Annotated in this window: 16 protein-coding genes; 14 read left to right on the forward strand and 2 right to left on the reverse strand. The window is 44.6% G+C overall.

Annotated features, from left to right (window positions below; translation table 11 throughout):
* The first annotated feature begins 377 nt into the window (after positions 1 to 377).
* Genes Q4Q46_RS06750 through Q4Q46_RS06775 form a run of 6 tightly spaced genes read left to right on the forward strand, consistent with a single transcriptional unit; the run spans position 378 to position 5,329 of the window.
* Positions 378 to 1,160: a DUF3450 domain-containing protein gene (locus Q4Q46_RS06750; protein WP_220592594.1), complete on the forward strand. Its 783-nt coding sequence runs from the start codon at positions 378 to 380 to the stop codon at positions 1,158 to 1,160.
* Entirely contained in the window at positions 1,160 to 2,515 is a 1,356-nt protein-coding gene (locus tag Q4Q46_RS06755) for a MotA/TolQ/ExbB proton channel family protein (RefSeq protein WP_006087404.1), read from the forward strand. The genes Q4Q46_RS06750 and Q4Q46_RS06755 overlap by 1 nt, the downstream gene beginning before the upstream one ends.
* Positions 2,515 to 3,042 (forward strand): MotA/TolQ/ExbB proton channel family protein, encoded by a 528-nt coding sequence (locus Q4Q46_RS06760; RefSeq protein WP_006087405.1) that lies wholly within the window; start codon positions 2,515 to 2,517, stop codon positions 3,040 to 3,042. The genes Q4Q46_RS06755 and Q4Q46_RS06760 overlap by 1 nt, the downstream gene beginning before the upstream one ends.
* Before the next feature lie 13 nt (positions 3,043 to 3,055).
* Positions 3,056 to 3,460, forward strand: a complete 405-nt coding sequence (locus Q4Q46_RS06765; protein WP_006081158.1) for an ExbD/TolR family protein — start codon at positions 3,056 to 3,058, stop codon at positions 3,458 to 3,460.
* A 1-nt stretch (position 3,461) separates the two neighbouring features.
* Complete coding sequence (locus Q4Q46_RS06770; RefSeq protein WP_012088830.1) at positions 3,462 to 4,082, forward strand: energy transducer TonB; 621 nt, start codon at positions 3,462 to 3,464, stop codon at positions 4,080 to 4,082.
* A 2-nt stretch (positions 4,083 to 4,084) separates the two neighbouring features.
* Entirely contained in the window at positions 4,085 to 5,329 is a 1,245-nt protein-coding gene (locus tag Q4Q46_RS06775) for a tetratricopeptide repeat protein (protein WP_220592595.1), read from the forward strand.
* A 75-nt stretch (positions 5,330 to 5,404) separates the two neighbouring features.
* Here the strand turns inward: Q4Q46_RS06775 and Q4Q46_RS06780 are convergent, their stop codons facing one another.
* Entirely contained in the window at positions 5,405 to 5,914 is a 510-nt protein-coding gene (locus Q4Q46_RS06780; RefSeq protein ID WP_006087408.1) for a diguanylate cyclase domain-containing protein, read from the reverse strand.
* 79 nt (positions 5,915 to 5,993) lie between these two features.
* Here Q4Q46_RS06780 and Q4Q46_RS06785 point away from each other — a divergent pair, with 79 nt between their 5' ends.
* From Q4Q46_RS06785 to Q4Q46_RS06805, 5 genes are all read left to right on the forward strand, one after another.
* Complete coding sequence (locus Q4Q46_RS06785; protein ID WP_311905565.1) at positions 5,994 to 7,823, forward strand: DUF885 domain-containing protein; 1,830 nt, start codon at positions 5,994 to 5,996, stop codon at positions 7,821 to 7,823.
* Positions 7,824 to 7,994: 171 nt separating this feature from the next.
* Positions 7,995 to 8,273 (forward strand): peptidylprolyl isomerase, encoded by a 279-nt coding sequence (locus Q4Q46_RS06790; RefSeq protein WP_006081163.1) that lies wholly within the window; start codon positions 7,995 to 7,997, stop codon positions 8,271 to 8,273.
* Positions 8,274 to 8,357: 84 nt separating this feature from the next.
* Positions 8,358 to 8,894, forward strand: a complete 537-nt coding sequence (locus Q4Q46_RS06795) for a GNAT family N-acetyltransferase (protein WP_107947067.1) — start codon at positions 8,358 to 8,360, stop codon at positions 8,892 to 8,894.
* 74 nt (positions 8,895 to 8,968) lie between these two features.
* Positions 8,969 to 9,199 carry an RNA-binding S4 domain-containing protein gene (locus Q4Q46_RS06800; RefSeq protein WP_311905566.1) on the forward strand — a complete coding sequence of 77 codons (231 nt, stop codon included), beginning with the start codon at positions 8,969 to 8,971 and terminating at the stop codon, positions 9,197 to 9,199.
* 22 nt (positions 9,200 to 9,221) lie between these two features.
* Positions 9,222 to 9,617: a ribonuclease E inhibitor RraB gene (locus Q4Q46_RS06805; protein ID WP_006087411.1), complete on the forward strand. Its 396-nt coding sequence runs from the start codon at positions 9,222 to 9,224 to the stop codon at positions 9,615 to 9,617.
* Positions 9,618 to 9,781: 164 nt separating this feature from the next.
* Here the strand turns inward: Q4Q46_RS06805 and Q4Q46_RS06810 are convergent, their stop codons facing one another.
* Positions 9,782 to 10,669, reverse strand: a complete 888-nt coding sequence (locus tag Q4Q46_RS06810) for a LysR family transcriptional regulator (RefSeq protein WP_106650168.1) — start codon at positions 10,667 to 10,669, stop codon at positions 9,782 to 9,784.
* A gap of 157 nt (positions 10,670 to 10,826) precedes the next feature.
* On the opposite strand from Q4Q46_RS06810, the gene Q4Q46_RS06815 reads away from it, so the two are divergent.
* From Q4Q46_RS06815 to Q4Q46_RS06825, 3 genes are all read left to right on the forward strand, one after another.
* Positions 10,827 to 11,597 (forward strand): TSUP family transporter, encoded by a 771-nt coding sequence (locus Q4Q46_RS06815; RefSeq protein ID WP_220592600.1) that lies wholly within the window; start codon positions 10,827 to 10,829, stop codon positions 11,595 to 11,597.
* A gap of 400 nt (positions 11,598 to 11,997) precedes the next feature.
* Positions 11,998 to 13,143: an exonuclease SbcCD subunit D gene (locus tag Q4Q46_RS06820; RefSeq protein WP_261272675.1), complete on the forward strand. Its 1,146-nt coding sequence runs from the start codon at positions 11,998 to 12,000 to the stop codon at positions 13,141 to 13,143.
* The gene (locus Q4Q46_RS06825) at positions 13,140 to 16,196 is read left to right on the forward strand and encodes an SbcC/MukB-like Walker B domain-containing protein (RefSeq protein WP_311905567.1); all 3,057 of its coding nucleotides are present in this window, start codon (positions 13,140 to 13,142) and stop codon (positions 16,194 to 16,196) included. Before Q4Q46_RS06820 ends, Q4Q46_RS06825 begins: the two co-directional genes overlap by 4 nt.
* The last annotated feature ends 206 nt before the right edge of the window (positions 16,197 to 16,402 follow it).

Below are 16,402 nucleotides of genomic sequence, written 5' to 3' on the forward strand. Positions count from 1 at the left end.
CAAAATCAGTTGGTTCAAAGGTGATTCATCTCAAGATTATGAAATTTAATGTTTTTTATCGATATTTTATTTTGGTTTCTCAATTAAATTAACTTTTTCGGTGATATTTTGTTTAAAAAAACACCTTTCGTAAAATTTTTTATTCATAGCGCATCTTTACACTAGTTTTTAGTCGGCCGAAATGTTGACACAGGTCAACATTTTGTGAAATGATGCCAGCGGGTCTATGCCTGTAAGGGCGTAGGAAAGGGAAGAAAAAACTAAGAATCACAAGAGAAAGACGAACTTACAGTAATTTTTTCGGCGAGCATTTTTTGCTTCTCGTTTTGTTGCTGGTAAGTTAAACCTTTTTATTCACTTCAAATTGGTTGGGAACTATGTCCAAGGTAAGCAATAGAACAAAAATCGCTACTGCACTTGTTGGCGTGCTGGCATTAGCGAGCAGCAACTTCGTGGTTGCAGATCCTCTTACCGACGTGCAGAAAGCGGATAGTATGATCCATGCTGATGCTGCAGCGTCGCAAAAGAATGTTGATAAGTATTTCGATCAAGCACAAGACATGCTTTTTGAGTATGGTTCTGTCGCGGATGAGCGTGAATCACTGAAATCATATAACGATTACGTTGCCAGCTTAGTTGCTGATCAACAAAAGACAATGGATTCAGTACAAAGCGACATTAATGGTGTTGATAAACTTCGCCAAGGTGTTGTGCCATTAATGTTTAAAATGGTTGAATCATTAGAACAATTCGTTCAATTAGATTTACCTTTCAACTCTGAAGTACGTACTAATCGTGTTAATGAGCTGAAAAACCTTCTTAATACTGCTGAAGTGACTTTAGCCGAAAAATACCGTTTAATCCTTGATGCTTATAGCATCGAGCGTGAATATGGTAGCGCGGTTGCTGTTAACCAAGGTAAGTTAAACCTAGATGGTAAAGAAGTGTTGGTTGACTTCTTTAACTTAGGTCGTGTTGCTCTTTATGCACAGAGTTTAGATCAAAAGACTGGCTGGATGTACAACCCAGAATCTAAGGGTTGGGATAAGTTAGATGACAGCTATTTGCGTGAACTGACTAAAGGTATCCGCATTGCCCGTAAACAAGGTGCTCTAGATCTATTTGCGTTACCAATTCCTGCTGCGGAGACTGCACAATAATGAAGAAGTTAATTACTACAGCTGTGTTGGCTGCAAGTTTCTCTTTAACTGCTGGTATGGCTAGCGCTGCAGATGCGCCTAAGTCGATTGACCAATTATTGCAACAAGTTAAAGTTGAACGTGCTGCAGAAGGCAAAATCAACAGTAAACGTGAGCAAGAATTCCAAGCTGAACGTGGTGATAAAGCTGCACTGTTAAAGCGCGAGAAAGATGCTTTAGCGGCTGAAAAACAACGCGGCAAAGATTTAAACCAAGCGTTCTTAGATAACGAGCGTAAAATTGCTCAGTTAGAAGAAGATCTGAAAACTGCTCAAGGTGACTTGGGTGAGATGTTTGGTGTTGTTAAAGGTGAAGCCGGTGATTTCGCTGGTAAACTGGCAAGCTCAAACATCAGTGCTCAATACCCAAATCGTGATAAATTCATCGCTGATTTAGGTGCACGTAAACAATTACCTAAAATTGAAGAGCTAGAGCAATTTTGGCAAGAACAGCTGTTTGAAATGGCTGAGTCTGGCAAGGTTGTTAAGTTTGAAGGTTCAGTTACTGGAATCGACGGTAGCGTTAAAACAACGACTATCCATCGTGTTGGTGCTTACAACTTAACTGCTGATGGCAAGTACGTTGTTTATAACCCTGAGTTAGGTTTAATTCAGCAGTTATCTCAACAACCAGAAGGTTACCAAGTTAGCGCTGTTGCTGACTGGGAAAAAATCACTTCGGGTACTGCGCCATTCTATGTTGATCCTGCACGCGGCGTGCTGCTAAACATCTTCACCAACAAAGCTAGCTTTGAAGATCGTTTAGAAGCTGGTGGTACTATCGGTTACATCATTATTGCTCTGTTGGCACTTGGTTTATTAATCTCTATCGAACGCCTTGTCACTATGACGATTATTGGTGCTCGCGTGAATAGCCAACGTAAGAACGTCGATAAGCCTGGCAATAACGCTTTAGGTCGTATCTTGAAAGTTTACCAAGAAAACAAAGACGTTGATGTTGAAACGTTAGAGTTGAAATTGGATGAAGCGATTCTTAAAGAAACTCCAGCATTGGAAGCGCGTATTTCAATCATCAAAGTATTGGCCGCTATCGCACCTATGATGGGTCTGTTAGGTACAGTGACGGGTATGATTGCAACCTTCCAAAGTATCCAATTATTTGGTACTGGCGATCCAAAACTGATGGCTGGCGGTATTTCTATGGCGCTTATCACTACAGTTCAAGGTCTGGTTGCTGCTCTGCCGTTAATGTTAATGCATGCAGTGGTTGTTGCCCGTAGTAAGTCAATCGTTCAGATCCTTGAAGAGCAAAGCGCTGGTATTATCGCAGCACATGCTGAGAAGAGGGCTGACTAATGACGCTATACCTGATGGACATTTGGGATTCCGTCAGGGGCTTCATGGCCTCCGGAGGCGACGTCCTCTGGCTTGTAGCGGGTGTTCTGTTCTTAATGTGGGTATTGATGCTTGAGCGTTATTGGTATCTTAATTGGATATCACCAAAGCAACATAAAGCAATCATAGCTGCATGGGACGCAAGAGAGGAAACGACCTCTTGGTATGCACACCGCATCCGTGAAGCTTGGATGTCCCAAGCGAAGCAAGATTTGAATGCACGTATGCTGATTATTAAAACCTTAGTGGCAATTTGTCCAATGATAGGTTTGTTAGGTACCGTAACAGGTATGATTTCAGTGTTCGATGTGATGGCAGTTCAGGGGACGAGTAATGCTCGTTTGATGGCGGCTGGTATTTCAATGGCGACTATGCCTACGATGGCAGGTATGGTTGCAGCATTATCGGGAGTATTCTTCAGTACTCGCCTCGATGCCAAAATGAAAATCAGTTTAGAAAAGCTAAAAGACAGCATGCCGCACCACTAGAGAGAGATTGAACATGGCACGTAAAAAGCATTCCAGTATAGATGAGGAAGCGCAAATTGATATGACACCGATGCTCGACATCGTGTTCATCATGCTAATCTTCTTCATTGTAACAACGTCATTCGTGAAACCATCTGGTTTGGACTACAACAAACCAAAAGCTTCACAAGCGACTTCAAAGCCTTCGGCTAACATCTTTATCGGCGTCAGTAAAACAGGCGTGATCATGATGGAAAACCGTCAGGTTGATATCGAACGTGTAACAGCAAACGTTGAGCGTATGCTGGCTGAAGCTCCTGAAGCAGCTGTATTGATTCAGGCTGATAAAGACGCAATGCACGGCTTAGTTGTTAAAGTTCTAGACCAAGTGAAAGCAGCTGGTATAGATAAAATTTCGGTATCTGCGGGGAACGATTAATATGCTAAGAGCACTAGTATCGATCATTATTGGTGCTGCTGTGACTTTTGGTCTGTTCGCTTTTATGGCGTTCTTGGTCGGTGGCGGCGCACAGCGCGGCGAAACATCGGCCGAGACCCCTGTAATTGAAATCACTATGGATAGACAGGATTCAAAAGCACAGAATAAGCCAAGGGTAGTGCCTAAGCCACCACCACCACCAGAGCAACCACAGAAGCCTGATACAACGCCACCTGATTCATCAAGTAATATTGATACGTCAATGTCGTTCAATATGGGTGGTGTAGAGGCTGGTGGTGCAAGTACCGGTTTTAAATTAGGCAATATGATGACTCGCGATGGTGATGCAACGCCTATCGTTCGTATCGAACCACAGTATCCAATTGCTGCGGCTCGTGATGGTAAAGAAGGTTGGGTACAACTTCGCTTCACTATCAACGAACTCGGTGGTATCGATGACGTTGAAGTTATTCAAGCAGAGCCAAAACGTTTATTTGATAAAGAAGCGATCCGAGCACTGAAGAAGTGGAAGTACAAGCCAAAGATTGTTGATGGCAAGCCACTGAAGCAACCAGGTCAGACGGTTCAGCTGGACTTTACCTTAGATAAAGGAGGCAAATAACGATGCGTAATGTTAATAAAATCGCAGCTCTATTATTGCTTTCTATTTGTGGCGGATTATCTGTTTCATCTGCGGTAGCAGCTGAAAAGTGTGAGATCGATAAACGTCAATCTAAAGCTGTAGGTGAAGGCGCTGCGAAAAAAGTTCAGAAGTCGTTTGAAGCTTATACCAATGGTCAGCTGGACGAAGCCATTGCTATTTTGCTCGAAGCAAATGCAAAGAACGATTTCGATAAAGCCTATGTTGCACGCATGCTAGGTAACTTTTATGCCGAGAAAGGCAAAATGGATACTGCGATCAAGTACCTAAAACAAGCTGTTGAAGCTGATATTTTAGGTGGAACAGATCATGCTGCGACCATGCGTCTTTATGCGGATTTACTGTTACAAGAGAAGAAATTTAAGGAAGCGATTCCTTACTATTACAAGTGGATGGATTTTACTTGTAAAGCTGACTCTCAAATTTATCGTCGTATTGGTATTGCACACTCTGAGCTAAAACAGTGGGATAAAGTGATTGAAGTGGCCGATAAAGGTCTTTCATTAGCTGAGACTCCTGATAAAGGCTTATATCAGATGAAGCTAACTTCTTACTTCAATCAAAAGAAGTATAAGAAAGCTGTTGGCGTGTTAGAAGTCATGGTGCCATTATTCCCGGATGATGGCAGATTATGGGTTCAATTAGCGCAGTTTTATCTGATGGTTGAAGACTATGACAAGTCTCTTGCAACTTACGATTTAGCTTATAGAAATGGTTTCTTAGATAGTGCGGGTAACATTACTCGTTTAGCACAATTGATGGCACAGAAAGGTGCTCCATATCAAGCCGCTAAAGTCTATCAGAAGCATATGAAATCGGGCTTGATCGCTGAGGATGCTAAGTCTCTAGAGATTTTGGCTGGTTTTTATCAGAATGCAAAAGAGTTTAAACAAGCCGCTGAGTATTATGGTAAAGCTGCAGCTATCAGCAATGATGGTAAGACTTACTTGAAACAAGGTCGCTTACTGAACTTGAATGAACAATACACTGCAGCGATCCCTGTGCTTGAAAAAGCCATATCTATGGGTATTGATCATCCTGGCGAAGCAAACTTCGAATTAGCTTTGGCTCATTTAAGTTTGAAACAGTACAAGTCAGCTTATAACCGTGCAGTATTAGCCGCCAACGATAAAAAGACTGAGAAGAGTGCAAAAAGCTATATCTCTTATATCAAAGAGAAAGCACGTATGCATAACATCACACTGTAAGTGCTTGGCAGTTTTGTATCAGATTTGAAAGCCCCGTAAGGGGCTTTTTATTTGATGTAATTTAATGTCAAAAATTTACTGTAAGCGGATTAAAGCTTGAGATTGATCATGATTTTTTTCAAGATCTTGTGAGAGTTGGCTGACATTGCTGAAGAGCGATTCGATTTTGTTTTCTTGCGTCGGTAAGCAAATGCAGGCGGCCAGTTTATAATCGATTGTCAGTTTATGATTTTTACCAAAATTTTGATTGAAATCAGAAATTTGTTGTTCTATTCGTTTTAACACCACCTCAGCTCCCTCCTCATCTATGTTGAATAAACCCAGTGCGAAGTGATTATGATCAAGTCTAGCTATCATATCTGTTGCTCTTAATAGTGCTTCTTGCACTTGTTTGGTAAAGAATTCGAGTAAATGGGGTTGTTTGACGGTTTCATGAATGTGAGGGCACAGATACAATAGTGCCAAGCTTTGGTGTTCTCTTATATGACGATGCCATTCTCGGTTGAATACTTCCATGAAATAGGTTTGGTTATAGACTCCAGTTTCTGGATCCCTGAAACCTGAGTTGCGGAACGAGTAGATCATAGATTAACTCCGATAGCAGACCTTGAACTAAGTATAGAAACAGTTCTGCAATAGCGGGCCAAAAAGGAGAAATAATAAAATGAAATTGGGTTTATTGGCAGGATCGATAGCGTTAATCTTTGCCCTTCAAGGTTGTTCTAAGCCTGAAGCCACGGCAGTTCAAGAAAACAGTCAATCAAATGCCGTTGCTGAGCAGGGCGAAACACAAACAGCAGAGCAGCGCTATTTATCGCTAGTGGATGCTTATTTTAAAGATTACCTAAAGCTTGAGCCTATTTACGCTACTTTTGTTGGTGTTAATGACTATAACGCTGATTTCGGCGGTGATTTAACTGAGGATTACCTCAAGGCTCGCCATGATCTTAACACTCACTATTTAGCCCAGGTGCGCGCGATAGATCCAAAACAACTGCCCGCGGATCTACAGTTAAGTTATGACCTGTTTGTCTATGACCGAGATATGGCGTTAGTTGACGAAACTTTCCCTTCACGTTTTATGCCGATAAGCCAGTTCTATAGCACTGTCATTACTATGGTGCAGCTTGGTAGTGGCGAAAGTGCGCAACCTTTTAATACTGTCGATGATTATCGTAATTGGGAACAGAGGGTTGATGGTTTTATCAAGTGGGTAACGCTTGCTGAAAATCGGATGAATCAAGGCATTGAAAGTAAAGTGGTGCTACCGCGGGTGTTAGTAGAGCGCATTATTCCCCAGTTAGACGCTATGCTAACGACTGATGCGACTCAGAGTATTTTTTACTCACCCATTCAACATTTCCCCGAGAGTTTTTCTGAGCAAGATAAAGCCGAATTGACCACCCGTTATCAAGCCATGATAGCCGAGCGTATCGTGCCAGCGTTGACGGACTTGCGTGATTACTTTAAGCAAACCTATTTACCTAAGTCGCGGGCGACTGATGGTTGGTCTGGTTTACCTAACGGCAAAGCTTGGTATCAGCATCTGGCTAACTCACATACGACCACCACTATGTCTGTGGATGAAATTCATCAAATTGGCTTAAGTGAAGTGGCGCGAATTTTATCTGAGATGGATAAGGTACGTGAGCAAGTCGGTTTTAAGGGCGATTTAAAGGCATTTTTCGCCTCTTTATCATCCGAACCTCAGTATTTCTACAGCGACCGTCAAGGTTTGATTGATGGTTATATGGTGTTGAAAGATAAAATCAATCAAGTGCTCCCTAACTACTTTAATGTGATGCCTAAAGCTGATTACGTGGTTAAGCCAGTTGAAAGTTTCAGAGAGCAATCTGCAGCGGGTGCTTCTTACGAATCACCAGCGGTGGATGGCAGTCGTCCAGGTGTGTTCTATATCAACACTTATAATCTTAAGGCGCAGCCAAAGTGGGGCATGACGACCTTATCTTTGCATGAGGCTGCTCCTGGGCATCATTTCCAAATTGCGATCAAGCAAGAGCTAACTGGTGTGCCTGAGTTCCAGCGTTTTAGTGGTTATACGGCATTCGAGGAAGGTTGGGCACTTTATGCTGAGTACTTAGGTATTGAGATGGGCTTGTTTACTGATCCTTATCAGTATTTTGGCAAGCTTTCCGATGAAATGCTGCGTGCGATGCGCCTAGTGGTGGATACCGGTCTTCATTCAAAAGGCTGGAGTCGTGAACAAGCAATTCAGTACATGAAAGATAACTCGCCGATGGCTGAAAGTGACATAGTCGCTGAAGTGGAGCGCTATATGGCAATCCCTGGTCAAGCTTTGTCTTACAAAGTCGGCCAGCTGAAGATCCTGGCACTGCGAGCCCGCGCTGAAAAAGCCTTGGGTGATAAATTTGATTTAAAAGCGTTCCACGATCAAATCCTCACCTCAGGTTCATTACCTATGGCGGTTATGGAAAATAAAATTGACCGTTGGATAGCGTCTAAACAGGCTTAGCCCGTAATATGCCGTTATTTGACTTTGATGTGAATGACGGCATTTTAAGACTTTTTTATTCAACAGAAAGTTTTTATACTGTTGATTCAAAACCTGTTAAAACGGATGTTTTAATGGGAATATCAATGATATTTGGGGCAAATGTCTCATGATCCTCACAGGAGTTTTACTATGGTCCAGGCAACAGCAAGACATTTGTTAGTCAGCAGCGAAGAGCAGTGTCAAGCGCTGAAACAGCAAATATTGGAAGGCGCGGATTTTGCTCAAATTGCTCGCGCGCACTCTTCTTGCCCATCAGGTGCCCAAGGCGGCGAATTGGGGTCATTCGGTCCTGGTATGATGGTGAGAGAGTTTGATGAAGTTGTCTTCAGCGCGCCATTAAACGAAGTGCAAGGTCCAGTTAAAACGCAATTTGGTTTTCATTTACTCGAAGTGACCAGCCGCGCGTAAGTTTTACGGCTTATTTGATACAGCTTGTTTGATACGGCAGCGTTTGCTGCCGTTTTTGTTTTATCAGCTCATCACGGAGTCACTATGCTGGAACTCTACACCGATAGATTGAAACTCAGGAGCTTACAAGATAGCGACTGGGAACAGTTTTATGCGTTGCACAGCGATCCTGAGATTAATCGCTATGTGCGAGTGCCAGAGTCGCAAGAGGTGATCCGCAGTAAGTTTCAGCAGCGCTCCGATACTTGGTTTTACGGTTCAGGCGATTGGCTCACCTTAGTGATTGAGACCGTAGATACAGGGCAATTTGTCGGATTAACAGGCCTTTATTGTCAAAGCCTTGATGAGCAGCGTGCAGAAGTGGGTTACTTACTGGCCGCAGAGGGCCACGGCAAAGGTTATGCGACTGAGAGCTTAATGGCGGTTATTGATTGGGCCTGCTTAAGTTTTAATGTGCATAAATTTGTTGGTCATTGCGCCAAAGATAATCATGCATCGGCGCGGGTTCTTGAAAAGTGTGGCTTCAGGCTTGAAGGCTTACTCAGGCAGCAATTCAAAGTCGGTGAAAACTGGCTTGATGAATCGGTCTTCGGCTTACTTGCCGATGAAAGACGTCTCTAGCCAAATTATCTTCAGCGGATTTTATGCGGTGCTGGTATAATGCCGCAGGTTTATTTTTAGAAGGCGTGTATTAAGTGGCGCAAATTAATCAATTGGCTTTGCATTCTGGCGAAGATTTCATTGAATTGTACAAAGTATTAAAAGTGCAGGGCATGAGCAATGCTGGCGGCGAAGCCAAGCATTTTATCGAGGAAGGTCAAGTCACTGTGAACGGTGAAGTTGAAACTCGTAAGCGTAAAAAAATTATTGTGGGCGATATCGTCAGCTTTAATGCTGAATCAGTTCAAATCATTGCGGCAGAATAAGCCTGAAACAGTGGAGCAAGATATGCAATTTCCAGATGATGACAATGGTAAAATGCTGGCCGCAATGGCTGAAGCAGGAATCGATTTAACGAAAGAGTTAGATGTTGATTTCTTTTTGGTTTTTGATGATCAGCGCGATGCCGAAACGGCGTTAGAAGAACTCACAAATTCTGACTTGCAAGGCGAGCTTGAGTTGAATCTGAATGATGAGCTGGGCAAGTGGGAAATCATTGTTTGCCTCAATATGGTACCTGATTACGATACTTTGGTTGAGCAAGAAGTCATGTTGAATGATTTTGCTGCCGAATTCGGTGGCATGACCGACGGTTGGGGCGTAATGCAACACCAAGACGGTGACGACGAGTTTATGGACGATGATGACCATGAACATGTCCACGGTGCTCATTGCAATCACTGATCCTGATTTGCTTTGACCTTTGAGTTTGAAACCACCTTCTTGGTGGTTTTTTATTACCGTTTTTCTGCGCTCATTTGCTGCGTTTATTTTCAGTACTCCATAGCTTTATTTAGCACATATAGCGTTATTGCACCTTGCTGGAATGGCGAAATTCCAAATGTTGTTTAATGGCGATAAGGGGCAAACACTTCTAATAACCAGTCAATAAAGGCTTGGGCTTTTAACGGCAAGCTAGGGGACTTGGGCGTGAGTAAGTAATATCGATAGGGGCTAGTGAAAGGGGCGTCGAAGGGGATGACTAAACTACCGTTTGCCAATTGCTCTTCGATAAAAAATCGCGGAATTAGTGCTGCACCCATGCCACTGGCTGCCGCTTGGCTCAGCATGTAGAAATGCTCGACGCCAAAGGATTGCGCTTGAGTGAGTGTTAAGCCCACTTTGTCTGCCCAATATTCCCACAGTTCGGGTCTCGTTGTGTGTTTTAGTAAGGTGACGTGATTGATATCCTCAATATTTTGCAGTTTTGGCGCTAACGATGGCGCGCAAACTAAGCACAAGTCTTCATCCATCAGCTTGATATAATTCGCGCCCTTAGGAATGGCTGTGCAGCTGCGAATCGCAATATCATAACGGCCTTGACTAAAGTCCACTGCAAAGTCGCCAATCGACAAATCAACATAAAGGTGTGGATGGCGGGATTTAAACTGCTCCATTCTTGGAATAAGCCAATTAATGGTTAAGCTTGGCAGCACATTGATGGCTAAGGTCTGCGGCTTAGATGGCAGACGACGTAGGTCACTCGTTGCACTTGACAGGGTTTGCAGCGCGGCTTGGACATGGGGCAAATAGCGCTTGGCTTCATCGGTTAAACTGACTCTTTTATGTAGGCGTACAAAAAGCGCAAAACCCAAATAATCCTCTAAAACTCGGATTTGTTTACTGACCGCACCATGGGTGACATGTAACTCCTTGCTTGCCAGTGTCATACTTTGCAAGCGCGCGGCGGCTTCAAAAGCGCGGAGGGAATTCAGTGGCGGCAGTTCGGTCAACATTTTATCTCCTATAACTGGGCAAATCCGAACCGGATTATAGATTTTGCGTGAGTTTAGCTCACGCAGTGGCGACAATAACTCCTTTGCGTTTATTTGGCAAACGCAGTCTAATGCTCAGCAATTACTCCCTTTTTTATCAGAAGAATAATAAATCATTATGGAATTTGAACTGACTCTACAGATCGCAGCGATACTTTTTGCCGTCGCTATGGTGGCTGGTTTTATCGACTCTATCGCCGGTGGTGGTGGCTTGTTGACGATCCCTGCACTCATGTGGGCAGGCTTGCCGCCTGCGGTTGCCTTAGGCACAAATAAGCTACAGGCCTGTGGTGGTAGTTTTTTTGCGAGCTTGTATTTCGTCCGCAAAGGGTTAGTGGATCTTAAATCCGTAAAGTTAGCTTTGATTTGTGCGTTTATCGGCGCGGCATTGGGCACGATTCTCGTTCAACTCGTCGATACTAAAGTGCTGGAATTAATGTTGCCATTCTTGATTTTGGCAATTGGTTGTTACTTCTTATTTTCGAAAAAGATTTCTGAAGACGATAAGCATCAAGTGCTGACACCTACCGCATTTGCTTTTACTGCTGCTTTAGGCGTGGGATTGTACGATGGTTTTTTTGGTCCTGGTACGGGAAGCTTTTTTGCACTGGCGTTTGTATCGTTAGCGGGGTTTGGTCTGGCGAAGGCGACTGCCCATGCAAAACTACTTAATTTCTCAACCAATATAGCTTCGCTGATTTTCTTCGCCTTGGGTGGCAAAGTGATTTGGTTATTGGGGTTAGTCATGCTGGCTGGGCAAGCGATTGGTGCGACTTTGGGGTCACGTTTGGTTGTGACTAAAGGCACTAAGATCATCAAGCCGCTAGTGGTCACTATGTCCCTTGCTATGAGCTTTAAACTCCTCGCAACGCAATATCAATTGTTCTAATAGATTGTTTATTATTAATAAATTTAGCCTTAAGCGGTGAATAAGTTAATCTTGGCGCGTAAGCTTAAGTTAATTGATATTATCTGAGTGATACCCTCCTTGGCTTAAAAGTGAAGCTGAGGTGGAAATCGCTCAGAATATCCTCTAAAGATGATCTAAATATCCCTCCTACTTTGCAATAGGTGTACTCTTTCAAGGTTTTTGAATAGTATAACTTGTCAATTTCAATGCACTTTTTAGGCTTCTCAATTTTCTCTGTGCATGTAAACGCGATGTTTTTATTTAATACGATTCAACCCGATTTATATGCGTGCAGTGTTTATCTCGTGTGCCTTCTTTTTGCATTGATGTGCTGGTACATACTCAGGTTTAGCGCTACCACTTCTTTAAAAGAGCGATTATGAAATTTATCCACACCTCGGACTGGCACATAGGTCGTCAGTTACACAATCAGTCATTACTGGATGATCAAGCCTTTGTGCTCGAGCAAATTATTGCCTTAGCAGCTGAGCACAAGGTGGATGCTGTGATTGTGGCGGGGGATATTTATGACAGATCGATTCCGCCAGCAAACGCGGTTGCGCTGTTAGATGATGTACTCAACCGTTTAGTACAAGATTTAGGCCTGCAAGTGATTATGATTGCCGGTAATCACGATGGCCACGAGCGCTTAGGGTTTGCGGCAAAACAAATGGCGGCAAGTGGCTTATATATTGTGGGGCCCTTGAGTGCTGACATTCATCCTATTACTTTGTCGAGCACAAGTGGTGATGTGGTTTTTTATCCCTTGCCTTACGCTGAACCAGCAACAGTGCGGCAAGTGTTTGAGTGTGAGGCATCGAGCCACGAAATGGCCATGGATGTATTACTGGAAAAAGTGCGCCAGCACGATAGCCAAGGCTTACCCAAAGTGGTGATAAGCCATTGCTTTTTGGATGGTGGCAGCGAATCCGAATCAGAGCGGCCGCTCAGTATTGGTGGCGCCGATAAAATATCGCCAAAGCTCTTTACTGAGTTTGATTATGTTGCCCTTGGGCATTTGCACGGACCGCAATACAAAGGCGCCGAGCATGTGCGCTACTCAGGCTCGATTTTGAAGTATTCCTTTAGTGAACAACATCAACACAAGTCGGTGACCTTAGTTGAACTAGGCGCGCAAACGCCGATTGATATCCGTTTATTGCCGTTAACCTCGCTGCGTGATGTTCGCATCTTAGAAGGGGAGTTAGACACCTTACTCGCCCAAGGTAAAACGGATATCAAGCGTGAAGATTACCTTATGGTCAGGCTCCTCGATAAACATGCCATTTTAGACGCTATGGGCAAACTCAGGGCGATCTACCCGAATGTGCTGCATTTAGAGCGTACAGGCTTGATGGCGGGGCAGCAGCAAGTCGCCTTGAGCCGGGATCATATCAAAAAAGGCGAGATGGATATGTTCTGTGACTTTTTCTCTCAAGTGTCTGGTGAATCTTTAACGCAAGCACAGCAAGCCGTGATGGATGACCTCCTGACTAAGCTACACAATGAGGAGCGCCAAGCATGAGACCCCTTAGCCTTTCAATGTCAGCCTTCGGCCCCTTTGCATCGACTCAGACACTTGATTTTACCGCCCTTGGAACCAATCCATTATTTTTAATCAACGGGCCTACAGGCGCGGGTAAGACGACCTTGCTCGATGGCATTTGTTTTGCGCTCTATGGCAAAACCACAGGTAATGAGCGTGAAGGCAGCCAGATGCGCTGTGATATGGCCGACGATAGTTTACTAACAGAAGTCACTTTCAGTTTTCTGCTCGGTAGTAACAGCTATCGTATTCGCCGGGTGCCAGAGCAAGACAGAGTTAAGAAAAGCGGTGACGGCTCGACAGTGCAAAAGCCTGAAGCGCAGCTCTTTAAAATTGACGCCGATGGCAATGAAAGCTTATTAGTTGCCAGCAAAGTGTCCGAGGCCACCGCTGAGATTGAAGCTTTGACTGGGCTCGATGTGGAGCAGTTTCGCCAAGTGATGGTATTACCTCAGGGTAAGTTTCGCGAATTATTAATGGCGGACTCTAAAGCGCGTGAGCTGATATTTAGTCAATTATTTCAAACGCATATTTATCGCCGGATTGAAGATACCTTAAAAAATAAGGCTGCCGATATTAGCGGCTTAGTGAAAGATCAACGCAGTCGCCGCGATGGTATTTTACAAAGTGCTGGCCTAGCATCCGATGACGAGCTAAGCCGTGAATTAGCTAAGCTCACGCCTGAACTTGCGCTCGCTCAAAGTGCTAAGGAACAGGCATTACAACAGCAGCAATTAGTGATTAAAGCCAGCGATGCCGCCCAGCATCTACTGGCTGAATTTGCGCAGTTTGATACCTTAACTCAAACCGCAGCAGCGCTCGAGGCGCAGCAAGAAAGTATCGCTGCACAAACCCATAAGCTGAACTTAGCCAAACAAGCGCAGCGTTTAGCGCCTATGGTTGAGGTGTTTTTAGCCCGTGAACAAGAAGCAAAAGCTGCCAGTCTCGCCTTTAGCCATGTGCAAACGGCGTTGACTCAAGCCAAGCAAGCCTTTGATGATGCCGAGCTCAAAGCGCAAGATTTACCCGTATTGGAAGCGTCGCTACTGGAGCAGGAACAAGCCAAACAGCAACTGAATGCGCTAGGGCCGCAGCTAAGAGAACTGGATAGGCTCAATAAAACCCTCGAGCAAGAGCATGCACAGTTAGTTAAAGCTAAAGCACAGCTTCAGATCAGTAAAAATGAGTTAATCGCCGCAACCCAAAAACGCCGTGAACTGGAATCGGCTTTGCCACCATTGCAGGCCAATAGCGACACTCGTCTCTCATTGCAACAGGCGCACCAGCAGCAACAGCAGTTATTGTCGACTTATCAGCAATGGCAACAAGTGGCGGCAAGGGTATCGTCGACACAGGCAAAACTTGCCAATGCGAAAGCGCAAGGGCAACAACTCAATGCCGAGCATCAGCAAGCACAGGTTGCGCATAAAGCCTTATTAATGACTTGGCACCAAGGACAGGCAGCCATTTTAGCGCGGCAATTACAGCAAGATGAACCTTGTCCCGTCTGTGGTAGCCAAACCCATCCACAGCCAGCACAGAGCCAAGAGCCGCTCCCAAGTGATGAAGCGCTGCAATTGGCCCAAGACGCTGAAACGACGGCCCAAGAAGTCCTGAGCAAAGCCAGAGCGGAATATCGCGGATTACAGACACAGTTAGAAACCTTGCAGCAACAAGCGCAAGATCTCGCGGCCCAATTGGGCACAGCGGTTGATATTTCTCAAGATGAACATGCGCATACCTTGTCGCAATATGCTTTCTCACTCACGCAAGCTGAGCAAGCTCATCAAGATTTGCAGCAGTTACAGCAAGAAATTGTATTGTTGCACGCGCAGGAAACGCATCTGCAACAAAAGCTGGAGCAAGGACAAACACACGACAGTGCGCTGCAATCTAAAGTGGATTTATTGCAGGGGCAGTTGGCGCATATGCAGCAAAGCGTCCCGCCTGCGCTTGCAACGCTTGAGGCATTAACCGTAGCAATCACGCAAAACCAGCAACAGATAAGCCAGATTAAACAGCAGATTGCTGACGTGAGGGCGCTTCAGCAACAAACAGGGCAAACCTTTGTTGCAGCTAAAGCGGCGCTTAATGGTGCTGAAAATACCGCAGAGGCGGCATTAGCTCAGCAAACGCGTGCCCAGCAGCAACTCAATCAGCAATTAGTCGCAGCGGGATTTACCGACCAACAGGCCTTATTAGCGGCCATGCTGGATGAAGATCAACTGCATGCATTAGCCAGCGAGATTGAGGCTTACCAGCAGCGCAGTGCTTTGACTAAGGTGCAGTGCGAGCAGTTAGCGCTGAAGCTCAAAGATAAAGTACCACCCGATAGCATTAAGCTCGCTGCCGAGCTTGAGTCGGCGCAGCAAGCATTATACGCAGCAGAGCAGGCATGGCAGTTACTTCACACTCGAACAGTACTACTGACACAAACCCAAACCCAGCTCAGTATTGCAGATACGAAAGCTAAGGCGTTAGATGATGAATATGCGGTTATCGGCACGCTTGCCGATGTGGCGAATGGGAAAACAGGCAATAAGATCAGTTTGCAGCGTTTTGTGTTAAGCGTACTGCTCGACGATGTGTTACTCGAAGCGAGCCATAGGCTGCATCTGATGAGTAAGGGACGTTATCGCTTGCTGCGTAAGGAAGATAGAGCAAAGGGCAACAAGGCGTCTGGGCTCGAGTTAGAAGTGGAAGATGCCTACACCTCAAAAGTGCGCCCTGTGGCAACCTTAAGCGGCGGCGAAAGTTTTATGGCGGCCTTGTCCATGGCGTTAGGGCTATCCGATGTGGTGCAAGCTTATGCCGGGGGGATCAAACTCGACACCTTATTTATCGATGAAGGCTTTGGCAGTTTAGACCAAGATTCATTGGAATTGGCGATTCGAACCTTGATGGTTCTGCAGTCTTCGGGCCGCATGATAGGGGTGATCTCGCACGTTTCTGAGATGAAAGAGCAGATAAATACTCGCATCGACATCAATAAAACCTCACATGGGAGCGAAATGACGATAGTTTTGCCTTAGTCGCTCGTTCTCTCAGAGTCCAATAAATAACCTGCTGTTTTGTATATGTTATTTATTGTGACTCTTGCGTGTTTAACATTAGGATAATGTGCGCAAACTGAGTTGAAAATGCCAACTGGCGCATGTTTCTTGTTAATAGTCAGGTAAAAGTACGAAATAGCATTTGTCATAATGGGATTTTTGGGATAAGTTGGAAAAAATTCGGG

The sequence above is a fragment of the Shewanella vaxholmensis genome, assembly GCF_031932135.1.
Taxonomy (GTDB): domain Bacteria; phylum Pseudomonadota; class Gammaproteobacteria; order Enterobacterales; family Shewanellaceae; genus Shewanella; species Shewanella hafniensis.